This window comes from Marinobacter alexandrii, assembly GCA_039984955.1.
Lineage (GTDB): Bacteria > Bacteroidota > Bacteroidia > Cytophagales > Cyclobacteriaceae > Ekhidna.
Genome location: JBDWTN010000007.1, coordinates 40,642 through 61,041, shown reverse-complemented (window position 1 = coordinate 61,041; position 20,400 = coordinate 40,642). Strand labels below are relative to the sequence as shown.

Annotated in this window: 16 protein-coding genes; 11 read left to right on the top strand and 5 right to left on the bottom strand. The window is 38.1% G+C overall.

Annotation, left to right across the window (positions count from 1 at the left end):
* Window positions 1-33 precede the first annotated feature (33 nt).
* From ABJQ32_06555 to ABJQ32_06535, 5 genes are read left to right on the top strand one after another with little or no spacing between them, the layout of a single operon-like run.
* Window positions 34-540, top strand: a complete 507-nt coding sequence (locus tag ABJQ32_06555) for a hypothetical protein (GenBank protein MEP5289294.1) — start codon at window positions 34-36, stop codon at window positions 538-540.
* Between the two features lie 20 nt (window positions 541-560).
* Window positions 561-929 carry a response regulator transcription factor gene (locus tag ABJQ32_06550; GenBank protein MEP5289293.1) on the top strand — a complete coding sequence of 123 codons (369 nt, stop codon included), beginning with the start codon at window positions 561-563 and terminating at the stop codon, window positions 927-929.
* 10 nt (window positions 930-939) lie between these two features.
* The gene (locus ABJQ32_06545; GenBank protein MEP5289292.1) at window positions 940-2,022 is read left to right on the top strand and encodes a HEAT repeat domain-containing protein; all 1,083 of its coding nucleotides are present in this window, start codon (window positions 940-942) and stop codon (window positions 2,020-2,022) included.
* Window positions 2,019-3,476: a glycosyltransferase gene (locus tag ABJQ32_06540; protein ID MEP5289291.1), complete on the top strand. Its 1,458-nt coding sequence runs from the start codon at window positions 2,019-2,021 to the stop codon at window positions 3,474-3,476. Before ABJQ32_06545 ends, ABJQ32_06540 begins: the two co-directional genes overlap by 4 nt.
* On the top strand, window positions 3,473-4,672 hold the full coding sequence (locus ABJQ32_06535) for a YaiO family outer membrane beta-barrel protein (GenBank protein MEP5289290.1): 1,200 nt from the start codon (window positions 3,473-3,475) through the stop codon (window positions 4,670-4,672). The genes ABJQ32_06540 and ABJQ32_06535 overlap by 4 nt, the downstream gene beginning before the upstream one ends.
* Here the strand turns inward: ABJQ32_06535 and ABJQ32_06530 are convergent.
* Window positions 4,669-5,145 carry a hypothetical protein gene (locus ABJQ32_06530; GenBank protein ID MEP5289289.1) on the bottom strand — a complete coding sequence of 159 codons (477 nt, stop codon included), beginning with the start codon at window positions 5,143-5,145 and terminating at the stop codon, window positions 4,669-4,671. The two genes, ABJQ32_06535 and ABJQ32_06530, sit on opposite strands and share 4 nt — an antisense overlap.
* 74 nt (window positions 5,146-5,219) lie before the next feature.
* On the opposite strand from ABJQ32_06530, the gene ABJQ32_06525 reads away from it, so the two are divergent.
* Window positions 5,220-6,437: a parallel beta-helix domain-containing protein gene (locus ABJQ32_06525; protein MEP5289288.1), complete on the top strand. Its 1,218-nt coding sequence runs from the start codon at window positions 5,220-5,222 to the stop codon at window positions 6,435-6,437.
* The gene (locus ABJQ32_06520) at window positions 6,434-7,477 is read left to right on the top strand and encodes an SO2930 family diheme c-type cytochrome (protein MEP5289287.1); all 1,044 of its coding nucleotides are present in this window, start codon (window positions 6,434-6,436) and stop codon (window positions 7,475-7,477) included. Before ABJQ32_06525 ends, ABJQ32_06520 begins: the two co-directional genes overlap by 4 nt.
* Here the strand turns inward: ABJQ32_06520 and ABJQ32_06515 are convergent.
* Both ABJQ32_06515 and ABJQ32_06510 read right to left on the bottom strand, forming a co-directional pair.
* Window positions 7,449-8,477: a hypothetical protein gene (locus ABJQ32_06515; GenBank protein MEP5289286.1), complete on the bottom strand. Its 1,029-nt coding sequence runs from the start codon at window positions 8,475-8,477 to the stop codon at window positions 7,449-7,451. The genes ABJQ32_06520 and ABJQ32_06515 overlap by 29 nt on opposite strands.
* A gap of 80 nt (window positions 8,478-8,557) precedes the next feature.
* On the bottom strand, window positions 8,558-11,668 hold the full coding sequence (locus ABJQ32_06510) for a hypothetical protein (GenBank protein MEP5289285.1): 3,111 nt from the start codon (window positions 11,666-11,668) through the stop codon (window positions 8,558-8,560).
* A 155-nt stretch (window positions 11,669-11,823) separates the two neighbouring features.
* On the opposite strand from ABJQ32_06510, the gene ABJQ32_06505 reads away from it, so the two are divergent.
* Window positions 11,824-12,435 (top strand): hypothetical protein, encoded by a 612-nt coding sequence (locus ABJQ32_06505; GenBank protein MEP5289284.1) that lies wholly within the window; start codon window positions 11,824-11,826, stop codon window positions 12,433-12,435.
* On the opposite strand, the gene msrB is transcribed toward ABJQ32_06505, so the two are convergent.
* The gene (msrB, locus tag ABJQ32_06500) at window positions 12,432-12,827 is read right to left on the bottom strand and encodes a peptide-methionine (R)-S-oxide reductase MsrB (protein ID MEP5289283.1); all 396 of its coding nucleotides are present in this window, start codon (window positions 12,825-12,827) and stop codon (window positions 12,432-12,434) included. The genes ABJQ32_06505 and msrB overlap by 4 nt on opposite strands.
* A 152-nt stretch (window positions 12,828-12,979) precedes the next feature.
* On the opposite strand from msrB, the gene ABJQ32_06495 reads away from it, so the two are divergent.
* Genes ABJQ32_06495 through ABJQ32_06485 form a run of 3 tightly spaced genes read left to right on the top strand, consistent with a single transcriptional unit; the run spans window position 12,980 to window position 18,797 of the window.
* Window positions 12,980-14,170, top strand: a complete 1,191-nt coding sequence (locus tag ABJQ32_06495) for an efflux RND transporter periplasmic adaptor subunit (protein ID MEP5289282.1) — start codon at window positions 12,980-12,982, stop codon at window positions 14,168-14,170.
* A gap of 12 nt (window positions 14,171-14,182) precedes the next feature.
* On the top strand, window positions 14,183-17,392 hold the full coding sequence (locus ABJQ32_06490; GenBank protein MEP5289281.1) for an efflux RND transporter permease subunit: 3,210 nt from the start codon (window positions 14,183-14,185) through the stop codon (window positions 17,390-17,392).
* Between the two features lie 22 nt (window positions 17,393-17,414).
* Window positions 17,415-18,797: a TolC family protein gene (locus tag ABJQ32_06485; GenBank protein MEP5289280.1), complete on the top strand. Its 1,383-nt coding sequence runs from the start codon at window positions 17,415-17,417 to the stop codon at window positions 18,795-18,797.
* A gap of 159 nt (window positions 18,798-18,956) precedes the next feature.
* Here the strand turns inward: ABJQ32_06485 and ABJQ32_06480 are convergent, their stop codons facing one another.
* Entirely contained in the window at window positions 18,957-20,360 is a 1,404-nt protein-coding gene (locus tag ABJQ32_06480; protein MEP5289279.1) for a D-alanyl-D-alanine carboxypeptidase, read from the bottom strand.
* Window positions 20,361-20,400 lie beyond the last annotated feature (40 nt).

Genomic DNA, 20,400 nt, shown 5'->3' with positions numbered 1-20,400 from the left:
GAATATTTAGTGAACTATTAAATTATTTGAATCATGGAAACGAGTTATCAACAATCACAAAACACGCACACCCTCATTGATCATTACTATGATGAAGCGTTTAGCAACAGTCAGAATGAAAGTTTGAGTAATATCTCTCAGTACGACTCATGTGTTGAATTCGTGAGTGATACATGGAAACCTAATTATAGTAGGGTTTCGGATTTGAGAGCTCAATTAGAAGAATATATGGAAGGCGATATTGAGTTTATCAATGAATTTGCTGGCTATATTTTTCACAACATGGTTAACCTCGAAGACCAACTTCCTGAACTTTACAATTCAAAAAATATAGACGCTCTTAATAAGTTGAATCACATGATTAAGCCGACCATACAAATGCTTGGCGATTTAACACTAATTGACGAGCTCAATAAGCTTGCTAGTGAATGGAAAGCTGGCAATTTCCAGAAATCTAAGGTTTCACGAATTATCAGTCAAGCTCAATATATCCAATCTCAACTCCAAGTTATTGTAAACTCCAATAACGAAGCAGCATAACAAACAAAATACCAAAGAACATGAAAAAGAGAATATTAATATGTGAAGATGATGCAGTGCTTAGCAGCATGATCCTCTTTAAACTCGGGAAAGATAACCTGGGAGAAGTTGTAAAAGTAAATGATGGAAAAGAAGCGATGAAGCTACTTCAGGAAGAAGAATTTGATCTTATCATTTCAGACATTCACATGCCTTTTATAAGCGGCATGCGACTCCTGGAGTTCGTTAGAGAAGACCAAAAGAAGACAACCAATTTCATCATTTTATCCTCTGAAGGACTTGAATCAACGGTTTTAGATGCTTTTGATCTAGGCGTTACAGATTTTCTGACAAAACCATTTAGTCCTGGAGAACTTTCAATGCGAGCAAAGAGATTGCTAGTAGCATAACCAAATAAAGATGGAAACTATCTACACAGGAGATTTATCTGCACTAGTAATATCAGTACTTACTGGTGTATTTCTCTCACTTTCATTTGTGTTTTTTCTTCTGATTGTATTCAAAAAAATCGTACGATTCAAGGAAGAATTAATCCGAACGAAATACTGGGTTAAAATTCAAGATCACCTTGCTCATATATTGATTCAATCTGCAATGAATGACCAATCTGAAGATGAGTACCGTAGAGACTTCCGCATACTTAAAAAGAGCATCAGACGATCATCATTAATCAAGCAATGGATTCTTGATGAGATGATTAAACAGATATCAAACCTCTCTGGGGAAGCGCACAGTACATTAATGCGCATTTATAGCGACCTGGATCTGAAATCTTTTAGCATGAAAAAACTAAAAAGCAGAAATTGGTATAAAATATCGAAGGGAATTCAAGAGTTGGAGCAAATGAAACAACATGATTCTTTTACGTATTTCTACAAATTTCTAAATGCGAGAAACAAAGATTTGAGAAAGGCTGCTAGAATGGGATTAACAGCTCTGGCGCCTCAACCACTATCTTTTCTAGATCATCTCAAAGAAGAATTAACAGGATGGGAGCAAATGAATATTGCTACCAGATTAAAAGGAAAAGATAAAGACCAACTGCCTGATTTTAGCCAGCACTATTACCATCCGCAACCATCAGTAGCTTCTTTCTGTGTTCAAATGTCTATCCAGTTTGGATGCTATGATCATATTCCTCTTCTAATCACATTGCTTGAAAGCGCAAACCCAGACTTACAATCAAAAATTATTCATGGATTAACAGAGTTGGGTGCTTTTCAGGCTTCCGAAGCTATATACAAGGTTGTTTTCTCTGCGAAAGATGCAAACAAAGAAGTTCTTATAGCTTCTTTACAATTTCTCAGTGAAATGGGGAGTGATCAGGATAAGAGTATCGTGGATCAAATGATTATCCATGAAGATGTAGAAGTAAGGATGGAAGCTGTGAATACTGCCTTGAAATTAGGGTTCGACTTTAACCATTTGACTGATGAGTTGAAACAAATGACACTCCACCACCAAAACGAACTAATATCATGAGACTACTAAATTTATTCAGCGAAATCTTGGATGGATTTTTCATCAGTTTTTCAATATCTATCGCCTCTTGCTACCTCATATTGGCTACCGTTTCATTCTTTGCTCTCCGTAGGTATATGAAGAGAAATTCATTGACAACCTTCCGAAGATTGGTGGGATACAAGCTGGCACCATCAGTTTCACTGATAGCTCCGGCGTACAATGAAGGACCTACCATCATAGAAAATATAAAATCCATGCTCTCACTTGAATACAATAATTACAATGTAATTGTGGTCAATGATGGAAGCAAGGATGATACGCTAACGAAAGTTATCAAAGCTTTTGACCTAGTACGAGTACCGCTCTTCATCAATGAAAAAGTTGAGACAAAAAAAGTCAGAGGGGTATACAAATCTCAAAACAAGGCTTTTAAGAAGCTGATTTTCGTAGATAAGGATAATGGAGGCAAATCCGATGCACTAAATGCCGGAATCAATATTTCTTCAAGTAAGCTTGTTACCTGCATTGATGTAGACTGCATCTTAGAGAATGATGCATTACAGCGCATGGTAAAGCCTTTCATGGAAGATGCCAGAATTATCGCTTCTGGTGGTACTGTTAGAATAGCAAATTCATGCGAGGTAGAACATGGAAGATTGGTCAAGGTAAACCTACCTAAGAATCAATTGGCCCGATTTCAAGTGCTTGAATACTTAAGAGCATTTCTGCTAAGTAGAATGGCTTGGTCCAAACTCAATGGCCTTCTGTTAATTTCAGGTGCTTTTGGAATGTTTGATAGAAAGCTGATTCTGGAAGCAGGTGGGTATAGTACGAATACAGTTGGAGAGGATATGGAGCTCGTGGTGCGAATGAGAAGCCTAATGGTTTCTAAAAAAAGAAAATTCAAGATTCACATGATTCCGGATCCACTTTGCTGGACAGAAGGACCTTCTAGCAATAAAGTCCTTGGAAAACAACGAAATAGATGGGCAAGAGGAACAATCGAAGTGCTTTTGAAACACAGTAATATGTTCCTTAACCCTAAGCATAAAATAGGCGGTATACTTAGTTATACTTTTTGGGCACTCTTTGAATGGTTTGCACCAATATTGGAGGTGGTAGGGATGTCCTATTTCATCTTCCAAATTCTTACAGGTACCATTTCATGGTATCACTTCGGAGCGTTACTCTTTATGTTTTACAATTTCGCCATATTCCTATCCTGCTTTACTATTTACGCTGAAGAAATTTCTTTTCATAAGTACAATAAAATCAGCGACTTATTGAAATTGTTAGTGACAGCATTGATAGAGCCTATTATTTATCATCCAAGAGTCACCTATTGGTCAATCAAAGGGAATATTGATGAAATAAAAGGAGTGAAGAGTTGGGGAGAAATGAAAAGAGATGGATTTGAAGATTCATCAAAACTTGCCGAAGAGCCGTCAAAATTAACCTATGAATTGCCATGAAAAAGATTATTTTCCTTTTAACAATGTTGGTTTTCTTAGCTGGTATGGCTCAGAATAAGCCAGAGGAACACCTACTAAAAGCAAAAAAATGGTCAGAAGTAAAGCTTTATGATCAAGCGCTAAAAGCAATAGGTAAAGGACTTGAAGAGTTTCCAGAAGATCATGATTTGAAGTCTTACGAGATTAGAATATTGCTTTGGCAAAAAGATTTTGATCGTGCAGATAATAAAATTGAGAGCCTTCTAAATGATTATCCAAATGATTATGAGACGCTGCAACTAAAGGCCACTTCATATTGGTGGAGTAATAATTGGATTAGGCTAAAAGAGACCTCTAGAAGTTCATTGGTTCATTATCCTAATGATCCATTTTTTCAAGAAAAAGAAATCATTGCTTTGTGGGAATTGAAAGAATATAAAGAGGCAAGTAAGCGTTTTTCTACTATTGATGTGGCAAGCAGTTTGAGTACAAGACTTGCTTTGATCTCCAAACTTTACAATCATCAACGGGTAGGCATAGACTTCATCTATTCGCATTTTAACAATACATTTTCACCTTGGTCAGTAATACGAGCATCTTATCATAATGAAGCCAAACATTCGTGGAGCTTGGGTGTGAGTCACGGAAATATGTTTTCTCAAAACGGAGTGTCTTTTGATGGAGCCTTTTACCCTTCTTTTGGGAAAACGTTTAGAGCGGTAATAGACTTAGGAGGAAGTGATTCCGAAATTTTCCCTGAATATCGAGCCGGAGCTGAGTTGATTGCGGATGTTAGGAAATTAGAATTTCGAGCTGGAAGTAGAATCATGAGTTTCAAATTTTCTGAAAATCAAATATTCATTCATACGGCAGGAATGGGGATTTATAAAGGAGATTACTACGCGAATTATAAAGCATATTTGGCCCAGCTAGACAATAGATCAAACGATTTGACACATACGTTTTTGATAAGACGAAATTTTAGTAACAGATTTCATTACATTCAAATAAATGCAAGTAGAGGAACTACACCACTTCAGGTCAGCAATTTTTCTGAAATATCAAGACTTGAGGCTACCACGGTAAGGGTAAGCTACCATACGCTTTTCAAAGAAAAATTCATGCTTAATGCCTCCGTTGGGTTTCAGGAGGAAAAATATTTGTCAGGAAACCGTACCAGAACGGACGGATCTATTGGGGTTTCTATGATGTTTTAAGGCCACTTAATTGTATCATCATCAAGAAATTGAGGCCCCCATTGAATTTCCTCGAGTATGTTATCATGCAGCCAAAAGTTGACAGCCAGTTCTTCTGAAGAAACAAGCTTTTGATTTGGATGATCTTCAGAAGAAAGATCTTCAATCTCTAAATCCTTGATGCTGAGCATTTCCAATTCCTCCATTAACTCGTCTTGATTTAGACCGATTAGTGAGGATCCTTTTAAGAGGTAGTCTTCAGATGAAACAGATATGATCATCAGACGCCAGCCCTCTACTTCTTCAAAGCTAAGATCTAATCTAAGAGGATGGTATTCCCAAGCATCGCTTTGGTCAGATTCATCTTCACCATAGTGCGTCACTTCCTGATGATCAGGTTTTCCCAAAAGTCTTTCAACCTCATCTCTATTCATCCCGAATTTGATGTTACCTAAGCCTTCGCCAGGTTTGATGTCCAGATTCACCTTCTCCATTTATTTTTTTAGCAAAACTAGGGTGTTTTATTCCGACTTAAAACCAGTTATCTTTAAGGTAGAATTTCACAGCTATGAAATACCTTTTAATCATCTCATTAGGAATTTGGATTTCCTGCTCACCTTCGCAGGATTCTGTTGAATGGCAATCAATTGAAAATGACTTACAAAGCTTAGTAATTCAGGCGAATGATGGTGATACGATCAAAATACCTTCTGGTAATTTCATGTTTAGGAATCCGTTGATTTTAGATGGGTTATCTGATGTGGTTTTTGAAGGAGCAGGTATAGATGAAACTATTCTATCTTTTGAAATTCAGGAGGGAGGTGCGGAAGGGATTCGAGCTGCAAATTGTACCAATTTAACTTTTCAAGACTTTACTGTCCAAGATGCCCTTGGAGATAACATTAAGGTGACTGATACGGATGGAGTTACATTCAAAAATGTAAGATCTCAATGGACAGGAGAGCCCAGTGAGGAGAACGGAGCGTATGCTTTTTATCCAGTTCTCTGTAAGCGAGTTGTCGTGGAAAATTGCTTAGCTATTGGTTCCTCAGACGCAGGTATCTATGTAGGGCAGTCAGACAGTGTAATTATCAGAAACAATGAGGTATATCATAATGTGGCTGGAATAGAAAGTGAAAACAGTAGATGGGTAGAAATATACGAGAACCATGCACATGATAATACAGGAGGTATTCTCATTTTTGATATGCCAGGACTTACTCAGAGTGGGCATACCACGAGAGTTTTTGATAACGATGTGATTAGTAACAATCATCAAAATTTTGCTCCGGAGGGGAACGTAGTAGCAGTTGTTCCTCCAGGGACTGGTATTATGATGATGGCTACTCGTAAAATTGAAGTATTCAATAATCGGATTCATCATAACAGGACAGTTGGCACTGCTCTGGCAAGTTATATTTTAGTAGAGGCACTTGGGGCAGAAGAAGGCTCACAGTTAGAGTCAGCCAATAATCGCATTGATGAAGTTTATGATCCATATCCAAATCAGATCTATTTCCACGATAATGAATTCAAAAACAAGCATTGGCTGCCGACGCTAAAAAATGATTTTGGCTTGTTGTTTTTAAGATATTTCACATTCAGTTTACCTGATTTTGCAATGGATGGAATCTTGCCAGAAGATCAAGCTTTTGAATTATGCTTAAGTAATAATGGTGAGTTCAACTTTGCCAACATTGATGCTGCAAATGAATTTGTCGATAGGTCTACCGATTGGACAATGTATGCATGCGATTCTGAAACCATTGAGCCGATTTTTCAATGAGATATCTTACATTTTTTCTCGTTTTGGTATCAATATCATGTTCCAAACCTGAGCAGAAAAATTTTGAAATAGAACAGGTAAGCTTAGGAGTTTCCGAAATAGCTGATTATCCTAAATACTTAAGCGAATGGAACCTTTTCAAAGAGCCATTAAAGGATCTCGTACCAAGCGAAAATCGGATATTTCCATATGAAATCAATTCAGCACTTTTTTCAGATTATGCTTTCAAAGCTCGGTTTATAAAACTTCCCGATGAGGGTAAGATCAATTATGAAGAAACGGAGGTGCTAAACTTCCCAAAAGGAACAATTCTGGTGAAGAATTTTTATTATTCAAAAGACCTGAGAGAAGATGAGTCAGAGCGAAAAATCATAGAAACCAGATTGTTAATTCACGAGAAAAAGGAGTGGAAAGCAATTGTTTATCAATGGGATGAGAAGCAGATTGATGCTAAAAGAGTGATTCTAGGAAAAAAAAATTCAGTAGAATGGACCGACGTTCGGGGTGATCTGAAGCGTATCAATTATGCAATACCTTCTCAACCTCAATGCAAAAGCTGTCATGATTTAGGTGGAAAAATGACGCCTATTGGACCATCAGCACGGCAACTCAACAGAAACAATCAGTTGAGTGAATGGAAAGAGAAGGGCTGGCTTAATACGGACGCTAACGTTCAATTTCCAAAATTGGCTAACTACTCAGACGATAATGTCGCTTTGGACCTTCGTGCAAGAGCCTGGCTGGAAGTAAACTGTGCTCATTGCCACAGAAAGGAGGGGCCGGCTAAAAATTCAGGATTGTATCTTTTAGCATCTCAAAAAGACCCATATCGGATTGGGGTTAATAAACCACCTATTGCGGCAGGCAAAGGTTCTGGGGGATTAAAATACAGTATTGTACCAGGAAAACCTGATCAATCTATTCTAATCCATAGAATAGAGTCTCTGGAACCTGGTGAAATGATGCCCGAATTAGGAAGAACCGTTCCTCATGAAGAAGGTATAGAACTCATCAGGAGGTGGATTGCTCAGATGGAATGATCCTTTCCTCAATAGCAGCTCTAAAACCTTCAGGCTCATCTACATAAATCAATAGTTTACTGAATGTTTTTTTGAATCCATAAAACCCAAAAAACTGAACATCTTCTCTCACTTCTATAAGTGTATTATGTCCTTCCATGTCTTTAAACGGCGATAAATGAACATAACCCTCATTTTTTTCGACTGATTTTTTGAATTCAGACACGGTTTCAATAAGCTCGTAAGGGATTGCTGTCTCACCCATAATACCATATCGTAAGATGAGTTGATCATCTTGAAGAACAATGGGTCTTTTAGCTAATGACCTAGCTATTCCAATAATCTGGAAAATTCCATATGCACTTAAAACAGTTAGAATCCAAGCAGCAAGTGTACTCCATTCTTGTAATAACAAATGAACAGCAAAAGCCTCAATGAGAATCAAGAAAACAAAAACACCGAGCAGCATAGAGGTGCTTGTTGTTTTGTGATAAGAATATTCATTTTCTGATAAAATACGTTTTTTCCAAGCTATAAAACCATAGTAGAATACAGATAGCTCTGTTGCGAATGGAGACACCAATCTTTTAGGAAGAATGTTACTTGTTGCATCTTTTGCAGCAGTAAAAAAATCCAAACCCTTGGAGCCGTTCTTTTTAATGCTCTTGTAAGCCTTCCGAATTGTAAAAATCACATAGGTAACAATAGATACTTCCAGAAGAGGAAGAAACCATTTCTTAACGAGGGAGAGGTGATATTGATGTTCAATAGGAAGAATGACGGAAGCAGTGACTATTCCTAAAATAAATACAGGAACAATGGTCGTTTTTGGAATGGCTCTTTTTCTAATGATAAGAAAGTATATGACGGGAGTTGTGATTAGCAAATCAAAAGTCATCGCCATAGAAAGCTGTACTGTATTCTCTACAAATAGAGAAGAACTGGCTACCACGATACACAGAATAGGAATGATAAATGGTACTATCGGGAGTAGTTTTTTGAAATGAATAGAGTAAGTCATAGCAGTAACAGTTTTGGTAGGTTAGTAAACAAAAAAGGGGTGTTTATTACACCCCCTTTATAAACCTTTCAAAGTATTCGTTACTCATCCAATTTCACAGCAGCTACTTCAGCATCTTTCACGGCCTGATTGAATTCTTTGATTCGACTATCAAATATTTCACTAAGTGCTTTCAATTGCTCATCAATATTTGCGGTGACTTCATCATAGAATGCAAGGGATGAATCAGTTGGTTTGAAATTACCCATACCAGATAAAGAAGCAAGATGCCCTAGCTTATTATTCAAACGAATAGGAAAGTTAAGAGGGTCTTGCCCACTTTCGTTCTTCGTTTGATAGAGGGCCTTTTCAATCTCAGACATTTCCTTAATGATGCCTTTACCGAGCTCACTAATCTCATCATTATCCGCTTTCTTCATCACATCACTAATTTGGCTTTTAGCTTTTCGTATATTGATGATGGCTTCATGCGTCTCCGTTAGTTTGTCTCTGACCTTAAGTAAAAAGTCAAACTGAGCTTGATAGTCTACTTGAGTAGACTCACTTCTTGGGTCCGCTAGAAGTGTGAAATTCTGCATAGTCTCATTCCCATTCACTGACATTTGAACTTTATAGTCGCCAGGAACCGCCATAGGCCCTTGAGTAGTTGCCCACCACAAGATCATACCATCGAAAGTCTTGGCTCCATCATATCTCAAGTTCCAATTCATTGTATTGAAGCCGGGCTTTATTTCTAATTGACCTTCTTTGGCTTTTTTGTCAGGATGGGTAGAATACTTCTTGATCAAATCACCGTCATTTTCATGAAAACTGATAGCAATTGTATCTGTACTTGCAGTATCCTTCACAAAATAGTTAACTAAAACCCCTCCTGGATGATCTGTTCCGGCGGTTTTAGAAGTTCGTCCATTTCCTCCACCCATTCGATAGCTATCCAATGGTTTATAAAGGAAATGAGTTTTTCCATTTGCCATTGAAAGTTGATGTAATGGAGTTAAATCATCTATCATCCAAAAACTCCTTCCTTGAGTAGCTGCAATGAGGTTATTATTTTTAAGTGCCAAGTCTGTAATTGGAACGATAGGTAGGTTCATTTGAAATGGCTGCCAGTTTGCTCCATTATTGAATGAAACATACATACCTGCCTCTGTTCCTGCATATAACAACCCCTTTTTGTTTGGATCAGCTCTTAATACTCTTGTAAAGTGTTCGGATGAAATACCTGAAGTGATTTTAGTCCAAGTCTGGCCGTAATCTTCAGTTTTGTAAAGGTATGGAGTGTAATCACCCAGTTTATATCTTGTTCCTGCAATATAAAGCCCTCCTTTGTTGAAAGGATCAATTTCAACACTGTTGATCATCATCCATTCCGGCATGCCAGCTGGAGTAACATTATTCCAATTTTTTCCACCGTCTCTTGTTACATGAACTAATCCATCATCAGATCCAGTCCATATTACACCTTCCTCATGATAAGATTCTACTGCAGCGAATATTGTACAATAATATTCGACACTCGTATTATCTTTCGTTATTGGTCCTCCTGATGATCCTAATTTTGAGGCATCATTTCTGGTTAGATCCGGACTGATTACCTCCCATGTTTGTCCTTCATCAGTAGTGACATGTAGCTGATTGGAGGCTGTGTAAAGTCGGTTAGCATTGTGAGGAGAAAAGAAAATAGGGAAGTTCCATTGAAATCGATACTTGAAACCTTCCGCACCATGTCCCATGGGATTATCTGGCCAAACGTTGATGGCACGTATTTGCTCTGTCTGATGATCCACCCTTGTTAAGAAACCATCATAACTACCGCCATAGACGATATCGCTATTTTCAGGATTTGGAGCAATGTGAGCACTCTCACCACCAGCAGTAGATTCCCAATTATCATCATCGATATATCTTCCCCCAGAGCGGTGATCGATTCGTACTGTTGAATTGTCTTGTTGCGCACCATAAATTCGATAAGGGAATGAGTCATCCGTGGTAACTCGATAAAATTGAGCGGTAGGTTGATTATTGTAGGTCGACCAATTTTCGCCAGCATCAAATGACACTTGCGCTCCACCATCATCACCGATAACCATACGTTGATTGTCTTCTGGTGCTATCCAAAAATCATGGTGATCTCCGTGTGGAGCATTGTACGTTTCGTAGGTCTTTCCACCGTCAGTTGATTTATGGTACCTAACATTCATTACATATAGTCCATCTTCATCTTGCGTGTCTGCATAGATTCTTGTGTAATACCATGCCCTTTGTCTCAATTTTCTCTCCTTATTGATCAACTTCCAGGTTTTTCCTGCATCATCTGATCGATAGACGCCTCCTGCATTGTTTTCAATAATAGCCCAAACTCTGTTCGAGTTAACAGGAGACACTGTCACGCCAGAGATCCCCCAAGTGCCTTTTGGAAGCCCTTCATTTGAAGAAATATTAGTCCAAGTGTCTCCTCCATCTGTACTCTTCCAAAGTGCAGACCCTTCACCTCCACTCTCTAGACTATATGGTGTTCTTCTAATTCTCCAGGTAGATGCATACAAAATTCTTGGGTTATTCGGATCAAATGTCAAATCAACCGCTCCCGCATCAGCGTTAGCAAATAAAATTCTCTCCCAAGTTTGACCGCCATTCTTACTGCGATACACGCCTCTCTCACTTGACGACTTGTATAGATCTCCCATAACTGCAGCATAAACTAAATCGGGATTTTTTGGATGTATGCGTACCCTTGGTATATGCCGCGCATTCTTCATTCCAATTTCTTGCCAAGTGGTTCCAGCATCTACAGACTTCCACATTCCCCATCCAGAGGAAACATTTCCTCGGACAGTGACTTCACCACCGCCGGCATAGATGACATTATTATCCCATTCGCTTACAGCGACAGCTCCGATAGATCCTCCAAAGAAGCCATCAGAAATGTTTTCCCATGTACTTCCAGCATCCTTTGTACGCCAGATACCTCCTCCAGTAGCTCCCATATAATAGAGATTGGGTTTGCCGGGAACCCCCGTAACAGCAGCAGATCTACCGCCACGAAAGGGGCCAATATTTCTCCACTGCATGCCATCGTAAAGCTTACTACTAAAAGTAGGAGAGGTAGATGATGTCTTTTTCTTTCGCTGAGCTTGTCCTTCAAATAAGACAAATCCAACAATTAATAGAGTTAATAAAACTTTCTTCATATCATTTAGGTTATCAAATTCTGAATTTAATCATTAAAGAGGAGCAGTTCATCGTACAGCCTACACAAGAGGTCTTTAATTTGTATAGATGGAACATGTTTTCCGTTCAGTATTTTTAATTTTATCAATCGTATTATATCATTTTTAATTGAACCGTGAGTAGAGGCAGTCTTTCAGACATACATAAGGAGATCATAAAAGAAATGCTGTCAGAGTCACTGACGAAGGCAGCAGCATCTATGGCGCAAATGCTTAGGATAAGAGTTGATCCTGAACTCATACATTTTGGCGAAGGTCAACTTATGCCGCTGAGAGAGTTTGATGAGCTTGGTAGGTTCAAAGTAAACCTAATGAAGGTTGCTTTTAGTGGAGAGATCAACGGTGCTTTCTATTTCGTGATTAACAATCATGAAATGGACCTGATAAATAAAGTTTGCTTACCAGCAGACATCACGACATCACGATCTTCTCATACAAAAATGATGAAGCATGACTTCATGTCTGAGATTGAAAACCTGATAGCAAATATGTCTATCGCCGCACTATCAGATTTTTTGGGAGTTCAGGTAATAGGTGATGTGCCGATCATTCGGAATATCAAAGGAGAGTTGGTAAATGATTATCTGGAGAATGAGAACGAATTGAACAAAACAAACTTTTTTGTAAAGTCCACACTGAATGGTACTGTAGTAAACATAGCCCCACACTTTCTATGGATGATAGATGAAAACTTCATCCGAATTACAAAGCTGAATACGGTTGCTTAATCTTTTTTCTTAAAACTTAAGGCGCCAGAATTCATGCAATATCGCTGACCACTTGGCTGTGGGCCATCAGGGAATATATGACCTAAGTGACTCCCACATTTTCCGCATTTCACTTCAGTACGCGTCATTCCAAAAGATTTATCTTTTTCGAAATCAACAGCGTCAGCCGTGATTGGATCAAAGAAACTTGGCCAACCCGAACCTGAATCATACTTGGTTTCCGAGGAGTATAGCTCATTTCCGCACGCAGCACATTCATAGACTCCTTTGTCTTTATTTTCTAATAGAGCTCCTGTCCAAGGCCTTTCTGTACCCTTTTCTCTCAAGATGTGATATTGTTCATCCGAGAGTTCTTTTTTCCACTCTTCTTCACCTTTATTGATTTTTTCCATTTCTTTTGCGGTTTTTATAGGTTCTGGGTAATACCAACTAATACGAAGATAAAACAGTTCAAATACTGATATGCCCACTTATCACATATGTAAAAAATCGTGTAACTAAAAGGATGATTTCACCTTTAAGTACTTGACACTACTAACTTATTATGAAGAGAAAACTAATCATCATTCTTTCATCTGTCGGAATCCTCGTTCTGGCATTTGTTCTGGCAGGAGTATTTGCTGGTCAAAAGGAAGATCCCAAGGATAAGACTACTGTGGCTATTAAAAAAACAGTGGAAACCAAAAAAGTGAACTACCAGACGTTACAAACAGATGTGGTTTCTTATGGTAGAGTACAAACGGCTGAGACGTTGGATCTACTTTCTGAGGTTTCCGGTAGAATGTATCAAGGGAACGTAAGGCTTAAGGAAGGACAGAGATTTAAAAGAGGCGATCTTTTGTTCTATGTTGATGACTTAGAACCTTCTCTAAATCTTAAATCTGCAAAAAGTAACTTTTTAAGAGATTTAGCTGGTATTTTGCCTGATTTGAAGGTAGACTTCAATGATAATTTTGATGCATGGAATACGTATTTCAGTGCATTAGATATTGATAAGAAGTTTGCACCACTTCCTGAGGCAGGTTCTGAAAAGGAGAAAATTTTTCTAGCGACAAAGGGTATCTACAGTAGTTACTATACAATTAAAAGTACTGAAGCAAGGTTAGATAAGCACAGATACTATGCACCATTTGCTGGTAGCATTATGCAAGTCAATATCCAATCTGGATCATTCTTAAATTCTGGAACAAGCATTGGTAAAATAATGAGAGCTGGAGTACATGAGCTCAAGGTAGCAGTGGAGACGAAAGACATTCCTTGGATACAGGTTAATTCTCCTGTGAAGATCTACTCTGACGAAATGGATCAATATTGGCGAGGAGAAGTGACAAGGATCAGTGATTTTGTAAATCAAAACACGCAATCAGTAGATGTCTTTATCACCATAGAATCAGCAGGAAAGAAAATTTACGATGGTCAATTTTTTCAAGCGGCTATTCCTGCAAGAACTATTCAAGATGGAATGATCATGCCAAGAAATGCAATATATAATGGTAATGAGGTATTTGTAGTTCAAGATACACTCCTCAAAGTGAAAAGAATCAATGTCATTCGGTTGGCCAACGAGGAGGCTATCATAAGTGGCCTAAATAAAGGTGAAGACTTGGTGATTGAACCATTAATAGGAGCATTCAATAATATGATCGTGGAAAAGCGAGAAAAAAAAGACATTGATTTAGAATTGGGCAATGATCCGGAAGCTAGTCAAGGACAATCACCAGCAGCATCAAACTAAAAGCAGAGAGATATGACTTTTATTAAAAATCTCGTTGAATACTTTGTCAAGTTTCCCATTCTGGCAAATATAATTATTGCACTAACCTTAATTGGAGGTGTTGTTTCAATCGTTAACACGAAGAAATCTTTCTTCCCGACTAGGAGTGACCGAAATATCAACATTACGGTAACTTATCCTGGAGCTTCCCCGGAGGAGATGGAAGAAGGAGTAACTTTGAAAATAGAAGAAGCGATCAATTCAGTTGCAGGAATAGATGAGATCCTATCAACATCATCTGAAAACTCTGCAAATATTACATTAGTTACTTTTGATAATTTCGATATCGATGATATCTACACTGAAGTTAAAAACGCAGTTGATGGTATAAATTCTTTCCCTGCTGGTGCAGAAAAGCCCATTGTATTTAAACAAAAACAACGCTCTACAGCCCAATGGCTAGGTTTGACTGGGGATGTAGACCTAAAGACGTTGAAGCGGTTTGCCGAAGAAATAGAAGATGACCTGTTAGCTGAGGAAGCAATTTCTCAAGTAAATGTGAGTGGCTTCCCGGCACTGGAAGTTTCTATTGAAGTAAGTGAGCAAGATCTCTTAAGATACAATCTCACATTTGACCAAGTAGCTAATGCCGTACGTCAAAACAATAGAGATATTTCTGCAGGTTCAGTAAAATCCTCAGAAGAAGAGATATTAATCCGATCAAAGGCGAAAGAAACGGAAGCTTCAGATATATCCAATATCGTTGTACGAAGTAATCAAGATGGGAGTGAAGTTCTCCTTAAAGAGATTGCAGTTATAAAAGAGCAGTTTGCAGATGTGCCCTCAAAGGCAATGTTAAGTGGAAAACAAGCTGTATTCATTGAGGTCAGGAAATTAGAAACAGAAGATCTTGAAGAAATATCAGTTGTAGTCAATGCCTATGTGGAAGAGTTTAATGCTCGCAATGATGCCGTAGAGCTTCACATGACATGGGACTTTATGAGCATGCTATCTCAGCGCCTTGATTTGCTTACCAATAATGGAATTGTGGGTTTAATCCTTGTTCTGGTTTCTTTGGGATTATTTCTAAGCTTAAGACTCTCTTTTTGGGTTGCGTGGGGGATTCCTTCTTCATTTTTAGGAATGTTTATTTTGGGAGCATTTGTGGGATTAACCATCAACATGATCTCACTTTTTGGGATGATTCTGGTCATCGGTATTTTAGTTGATGATGGGATTGTTATCGCTGAAAATATTTACGCACATTTCGAGAAGCATGGTAACCCAATAAAAGCAGCAGTAAATGGGACCATAGAAGTATTGCCGGCTGTATTTACATCCGTAACCACTACAATCGTTGCTTTTACACCTCTATTGCTATTGACAGGTGGTTTCGAATTCCTAAGAGATATGGCATTTGTGGTTTGCTTTAGTTTAGGTTTCTCGCTGCTTGAGGCATTTTTTGTATTGCCAGCACATCTGGCTAGTAAGAGAGTCTTGAAGGTTAAAAAGGAAAATACCAGAAGCTATAAAATTAGAAAAGCATTAAATGGTGTCATAGATTATTCTCGGGATAAAATTTATGGCAGAGGTTTGAGATTCACCATGCAAAATAGATGGGTTTCTCTATCAATGCTGGCAGGCTTTCTAATCATCATCGTGGGGTTATTAGCTGGAGGGCAGATTAAGGCTACATTTTTTCCGCAAATCCCTTTCAATAGCTTTAATGTAAACATTGCTTTTAAGCCTGGTGAGAGAGAGCAGAAAGTAGAAAAGTACCTAAGCACATTTGAAGATGCCATTTGGAAAGTGAATGATGATCTGAAGGCTGAATTTGGCATTGAGGATGATATCATAAACAATACATTTTCGAATGTTGGTTCCTCTCAATGGGAATCTGGGTCACATACAGGCTCAATCAACATCTTCTACAAAGAGTTAGATGATTATGGTATTAATCAATTTGATTTAATCAATAAAATCACAGCAGAGATTGGCCCAGTTACGGAAGCAGAGAAATTTGCTATTGGTGGAGGTAACCGTTTTGGGAAGCCTGTTTCCATACGATTAATGGGTAAAAATTATGCTGAACTTGGAGATGCAAAACAGTTTTTGAAAGATGAGCTTGCTGGCATTGCCGATTTGAAAGAAATTGAAGACAATGTACCAGTCGGAAGAAGAGAGATGTTGTTTGATTTAAGACCTGAAGCGTATTTTCTTGGCCTGAATCACAATGATATTACTAAGCAAATGAGACAAGGTTTCTTCGGAGAGGAAGTTCAACGGTTCATGAAAGGAAACGATGAACTTAGAGTTTGGGTGAGGTACCCTGAATCTGGCAGAAAAAGTATTAATCAGCTGGAAGATATCAAGATCAAAACCCAGAATGGGGAAGAATTTCCTCTTACGCAGTTAGCAGATTACAATATTGAAAGAGGAGTGTCCGGCATTAAGCATTACAATACATCCAGAGCTATTACTGTAGAGGCGGAGATGATTGACCCATTTGGCGAGGTACCACCGATCTTAAAGAAGATTAAAGAAGAAATTGTCCCTGAACTAAATACTAAGTACCCTTCGGTAATAGTAGATTATGGAGGTCAGTCACAGCAAAGCGCTCGAGCTGGGAAAGAGATAGGGCTGTACTTTGGAGGGGCTTTTTTACTCATATTTTTCATTCTGATGATTACGTTCCGTTCGTACTATCAGGCGGTATTGATCATCATGATGATTCCGCTAGGGTGGTTTGGAGCTATACTTGGACATGGAATTGAAGATTGGATATCCCCAGGAAAGGAATTGCCCGTTTCTTTATTAAGCGTATGGGGAATGGTGGCATTATCCGGAGTGATTATCAACGATGCTGTTGTGTTCCTTTCCAAATTCAATATGTTGGTAAAGGATGAGGGAATGACCGTATATCAAGCTGCGTATAATGCAGGATTATCACGATTCAGACCAATCATGTTGACGTCTTTAACAACTGTTTTAGGTTTGTACCCATTGATTAAGGAGACCAGTTTTCAAGCACAATTCTTGATTCCAATGGCTATTTCTGTAGCTTATGGGGTGCTGATAGGTACATTTATCATCTTACTATTTTTCCCTGTATTCATCGTTTTATTCAATGATATTAGAAGAGCTGCCAAATGGTTGTGGACAGGAGAAAAACCTACACGAGAAGAAGTAGAACGAGTACTCATTGATGAACAACGAATCGAAGAGTACAAAGAATCAGCTTAAATCACCCAAGACTCAACTACAAATGAAGAAACTAATTTTTTCACTAGGAATATTATGCCTGTTTCAGGCGAATAGTCAGGACCAACTTTCTTTGTCTGATGCAATTCAGACAGGTCTACAAAGAAACTATGGCATTCTTATAGAAAAAGGCAATGTAGAGGTTGCTCAGAACAACAACAACTGGGGAGAAGCAGGAAGGTGGCCCACTATTACATTAAATGTAAATCAAAATAATAGTATTACTGATAATGTTAAAGTAGCTAACCCTTTTTCCCTTCAAGGACAAATTCAATCAAATAGTGTGGTGCCAGCGGTCAATCTAAACTGGACAATTTTTGATGGCTTTAGAGCCAACATTTCAAAAAGAAGACTTGATCAGTTGCAAGCTGAAACGCAAGGAAATGCTTCCATAGTTATCGCTAATACGCTTCAAAGTGTAATACTAGGGTATTACTTAGCAGTTCTTGAAAGTGAGCGACTGGAAGAATTTGAGAAACAACTTTCTCTATCAAGAGATAAGTATGATTACATGAAGATAAAATCTGATTTGGGAAGTGCTGTTACTACTGAAATACTTCTGGAAGAAGGAAACTATCTAACTGATTCAATTAATTACATCAATCAACAACTAGCTTTCAGAAATGCTGTTAGAGATTTAAATGTTCTTTTAGCAGAGGATGATATTTCAAAAATATATCTGTTTACCGATTCGTTGAACATTCCCGATGAAACATACACCGCTGAAACTCTCCGATCCAGAATGTTTACGGAAAATGTAGATTTAAAAAAGCAATATATAACCCAGTCAATTTTAGGGACTGCAACTACACTATCAAGAGCTTCTCAATACCCTAGTCTAATAGTAAATGCAGGTTTTTCTGAAAATAGAGGACGGAATGACTTGTCAAGGACAAGCGCAGGAAGATCTCAGCAAGACTCATTAAGTAGAAATCCTAATGCCGTTTTTATACCAAATTTCAATGATCCTTTGAGTTCGGTAACTGATACGTATTTCGCCAATTTCACATTGTCATTTACCCTCTTCAATGGCGGAAAAATTAAGAGAGCAATCAAAAATGCCATTGTCAATGAAAGAGTAGGAGAACTTAGAGTGGATCAGTTAGAGAATTCACTAGATAGAGACCTGCTGTCTGCTTTAGATAGATACAATATAAGACGACAACTCTATGGTATTAATGCGAGGAGAGAAGCTGCTGCTAAGACCAATCTTGACCTTTCTGAAGAGAAATTTAAAAACGGTAGTATCAATTCCTTTGATTTTAGAGACGTTCAAAATAACTACCTGTCTTCATCTATATTGAAACTACAGGCCACCTATAACCTCGTCAACTCTAAGATAGAATTGATGAGACTAACCGGAGGATTGATAAGGGAATATCAATAGAGTTAGAGATTAATTGTAATCGTTGAAATTTCCCAGCGGTACGTTCACCATCAATTTCAATGGCGTTCCAATAATTCACTACTATAGCTTTGGAGTCTTTCGAATACCCATAAACATCTGTTAATGGTATTCGCTCTGTTTTACTCGCTTCAAGCCCTATTAATAGGCGTCTCTAACGTCAATCAAGAATTTCTCCATAGCTCTTTTTATGTCTTCGCTTGGCTTGGTATAATGGTTATTCATAAAGCTGAAAATCATACGCTTACCTGATCGAGTAATCAAGTATCCACTTAAATTATGATTGTTGCTTAGTGTTCCTGTTTTTGCAAAAATGAATGGTGTTTCCTCGTCCTCCATAAGAAAGCTTTCCTCAAGCGTACCCTCACCACCTGTTGGCAAAATTGACGTCATTCTTTGCCATCCAAACTCATCATGACATTTCTTGAGCAGTCTTACTTGGTCTACAGGTGCAATTAAATTATATCGGGAAAGACCAGAGCCATCGACCCACACCATATCAGTAAGGTTTGTTAGCCAAGTATTATTGACCTGCTTGATAAATGGTTTTATTTCTGAGAATCCGTTTTGCCAGGCGGCCATGATCAAAAGCTGCTCAGCTAGAAAATTATCGCTCGGCTTGAGCATATATGCCAATACGGAATCTGTAGCATGTGAATACAAAGTATCTTGAAATACCTCCTGATTATTTGTAAATAGCACTTCTGATTGTAGAGTATCCAACAATAATTGACTCAATAAATCTTTTGAAGATTCGAATGGAATAATTCGTTCAAAATTAGAGGTGTCACTTTCTAGATAAGCCTTGAATACATTGAATCTCAGTTCTCTAGCTACTAATTCCCCAGGGCGGGTTTGCTCCAAGACTTCTACATAATCTTTAAAAAAAGGGGGAGCTATAGTGAGCGAGTCATTAACCTTTTTTACACTTATTGTATTGCCGTAGATGGGCCACCAGTTTCGCTGAGCTTGAAATGAGTAAATGTAATCGTCCCAGGCCCACCCAGTTCCAAATGAAGCAAGCTCTTCTTTTGGCCAATCTATTTTAATGGTATCAACTGAATTCAATAAATCGAATGTTTTTTGACTCTTAAAAGGCTTATAAAGAAAAGTGGGGTCACCAATCGGTCGGACATGTAAATCAGAATCGTTTCTTTGATAGATAAGTGAGGGAATGGAATCAGAAAATGATTTAAGAACTGCATACATCGTGAGTAGTTTTGTATTTGATGCGGGAGTGAACTTAAGGGTCGAATTATACCCAGCAACGAATTCATTTTTCTCAATATCAAAAAGGCTAAACCCAGTAAATTGATTTGAGAAAACCTCCGACTGATTTAGCTGACGGGTTACATCTTGTTCCACGGCAATTTTTTTAACTGTAGAACACCCAATTAGAGCAAGAAAAAATGGCACAAAGAAGCTGTTTTTTAGTTTCAATAGTGAGGGGTTTTTGGTGCCAAGAAATGTCATTTTCATAGTTGATTTTTGCGTATTTTTCGTTGCTAGAACGGTTTGTGATTCGCGGGGTACAATTTTTTTCATACCCTTTATTTATTTATTTTGCTCACTAATCTAAAACCAA

Excerpts from the sequence above, each read along its gene's own strand:
- ABJQ32_06535 (MEP5289290.1), top strand. The coding sequence starts at position 3,473 with ATGAAAAAGATTATTTTCCTTTTAACAATGTTGGTTTTCTTAGCTGGT.
- ABJQ32_06520 (MEP5289287.1), top strand. The coding sequence starts at position 6,434 with ATGAGATATCTTACATTTTTTCTCGTTTTGGTATCAATATCATGTTCC.
- ABJQ32_06545 (MEP5289292.1), top strand. The coding sequence starts at position 940 with ATGGAAACTATCTACACAGGAGATTTATCTGCACTAGTAATATCAGTA.
- ABJQ32_06515 (MEP5289286.1), bottom strand. The coding sequence starts at position 8,477 with ATGACTTACTCTATTCATTTCAAAAAACTACTCCCGATAGTACCATTT.
- ABJQ32_06510 (MEP5289285.1), bottom strand. The coding sequence starts at position 11,668 with ATGAAGAAAGTTTTATTAACTCTATTAATTGTTGGATTTGTCTTATTT.
- ABJQ32_06555 (MEP5289294.1), top strand. The coding sequence starts at position 34 with ATGGAAACGAGTTATCAACAATCACAAAACACGCACACCCTCATTGAT.
- ABJQ32_06525 (MEP5289288.1), top strand. The coding sequence starts at position 5,220 with ATGAAATACCTTTTAATCATCTCATTAGGAATTTGGATTTCCTGCTCA.
- ABJQ32_06490 (MEP5289281.1), top strand. The coding sequence starts at position 14,183 with ATGACTTTTATTAAAAATCTCGTTGAATACTTTGTCAAGTTTCCCATT.
- ABJQ32_06550 (MEP5289293.1), top strand. The coding sequence starts at position 561 with ATGAAAAAGAGAATATTAATATGTGAAGATGATGCAGTGCTTAGCAGC.
- ABJQ32_06480 (MEP5289279.1), bottom strand. The coding sequence starts at position 20,360 with ATGAAAAAAATTGTACCCCGCGAATCACAAACCGTTCTAGCAACGAAA.
- ABJQ32_06495 (MEP5289282.1), top strand. The coding sequence starts at position 12,980 with ATGAAGAGAAAACTAATCATCATTCTTTCATCTGTCGGAATCCTCGTT.
- ABJQ32_06540 (MEP5289291.1), top strand. The coding sequence starts at position 2,019 with ATGAGACTACTAAATTTATTCAGCGAAATCTTGGATGGATTTTTCATC.
- msrB (MEP5289283.1), bottom strand. The coding sequence starts at position 12,827 with ATGGAAAAAATCAATAAAGGTGAAGAAGAGTGGAAAAAAGAACTCTCG.
- ABJQ32_06485 (MEP5289280.1), top strand. The coding sequence starts at position 17,415 with ATGAAGAAACTAATTTTTTCACTAGGAATATTATGCCTGTTTCAGGCG.
- ABJQ32_06530 (MEP5289289.1), bottom strand. The coding sequence starts at position 5,145 with ATGGAGAAGGTGAATCTGGACATCAAACCTGGCGAAGGCTTAGGTAAC.